The sequence below is a fragment of the Allobosea sp. CER48 genome (assembly GCF_044752385.1).
Classification (GTDB): Bacteria; Pseudomonadota; Alphaproteobacteria; order Rhizobiales; family Beijerinckiaceae; genus Allobosea.
On the sequence record NZ_JBIWYK010000666.1, the window covers coordinates 1 to 1,350 of the forward strand.

Sequence of the window (1,350 nt, forward strand, 5' to 3'; positions counted from 1 at the left end):
TTCATGAACGACATTGTTCGACCGCGTTTCGCTTCCATCTTTATTACTTGAAGTGATTTCAGCAGGAGTGAGTGCCATGAACGGCGCACCGCGCATCGCGCTTTTCATCGACGGCGCCAATCTTTACGCGACCTCGAAGCAGCTGGGCTTCGACATGGACTACCGCCGCCTGCTGCGGGAGTTTCAGGGCCGCGGCAACCTCATCCGCGCCTTCTATTTCACCACGCTCGTCGAGAGCGAGGAGTACTCATCGATCCGCCCCCTGGTCGACTGGCTCGACTACAACGGCTACCGCGTGATCACCAAGGCGGCCAAGGAGTTCACCGACGCCACCGGGCGACGGCGGGTGAAAGGCAACATGGACATCGAGCTGGCGATCGAGATGCTCGAACTCGCTGCTCATCTGGACCAGATCTACCTGTTCTCAGGCGACGGCGACTTTCGCCCGCTGGTCGAGGCCGTGCAGCGCAAAGGCGTCAAGGTTTCGGTGGTCTCGACGATCTCGACCAACCCGCCGATGGTTTCGGACGAGTTGCGCCGGCAGTGCGACGAGTTCGTCGACCTCGCCCAGCTGATGCAGAAGGTGGGGCGCGACCCGTCGGAGCGCGCGAGCCGCGCGGCCGGCCCTGCGGCTCCCGCCGGGCCGGGAAACCCTGCGCTGGAGCGACGCTACGGGATCCGACAGGGCGACGAGCCGGTCGAAGGCTGACGAAGGCCTTCGGCCGCTGGCAGCGAGTCGCAGCTAGCCGCCCGTCTTCAGGATCCGCTGCTTGTCGCGGTTCCAGTCGCGGGTCTTCTCGGTTTCGCGCTTGTCGTGAAGCTTCTTGCCCTTGCCGAGGCCAAGTTCGACCTTCGCCCTGCCCTTGTCGTTGAAATAGACCTTGAGCGGGATAAGAGCCATGCCCTCGCGCTGGACAGCGCCCATCAGCTTGTTGATCTCGCGGCGGTGGAGCAGCAGCTTGCGAGGCCGGCGAACCTCATGGTTGAAGCGGTTCGCCTCCAGGTATTCCGGGATATAGGCGTTGAACAGGAAGAGCTCCTCGCCCATCGGGCCGGCATAGCTCTCCCCGATCGTCGCCTTGCCGCCGCGCAGCGCCTTGATCTCGGTACCCTGCAGCGCGATGCCCGCCTCCAGCGTTTCCTTGATCTCGTAGTTGAAGCGCGCCTTGCGGTTGTCGGCGGCGAGCCGATAGCGGGCTGGATCAGGCTTCTTCATGCCGTTCCACTGAATCCGTGCTTTTTCACCAGTGACGCCATCGCCTGTGCATCCGTTGCGGGGTCTGCACTCAGGCCGTTGAGAACGCCGAGCTTGTCGTCCTCGCGCCGGTTCTGGCTGAGTTTGAACTTGCC

Annotated in this window: 2 protein-coding genes; one reads left to right on the plus strand and one right to left on the minus strand. The window is 63.3% G+C overall.

Features of this window, described 5'->3' with window-relative positions; genetic code table 11:
- Positions 1-76 precede the first annotated feature (76 nt).
- Positions 77-709, plus strand: coding sequence for a LabA-like NYN domain-containing protein (locus tag ACIPIA_RS16405; protein ID WP_400511039.1), 633 nt, complete (start codon positions 77-79; stop codon positions 707-709).
- 33 nt (positions 710-742) lie between these two features.
- Here ACIPIA_RS16405 and smpB read toward each other — a convergent pair whose 3' ends face one another.
- The gene (smpB, locus tag ACIPIA_RS16410) at positions 743-1,216 is read right to left on the minus strand and encodes an SsrA-binding protein SmpB (RefSeq protein WP_400511040.1); all 474 of its coding nucleotides are present in this window, start codon (positions 1,214-1,216) and stop codon (positions 743-745) included.
- Between the last annotated feature and the right edge of the window lie 134 nt (positions 1,217-1,350).

What these genes read in the sequence shown, in the direction of transcription:
- ACIPIA_RS16405 (WP_400511039.1), top strand. Translation starts at nt 77, where the DNA reads ATGAACGGCGCACCGCGCATCGCGCTTTTCATCGACGGCGCCAATCTT.
- smpB (WP_400511040.1), bottom strand. Translation starts at nt 1,216, where the DNA reads ATGAAGAAGCCTGATCCAGCCCGCTATCGGCTCGCCGCCGACAACCGC.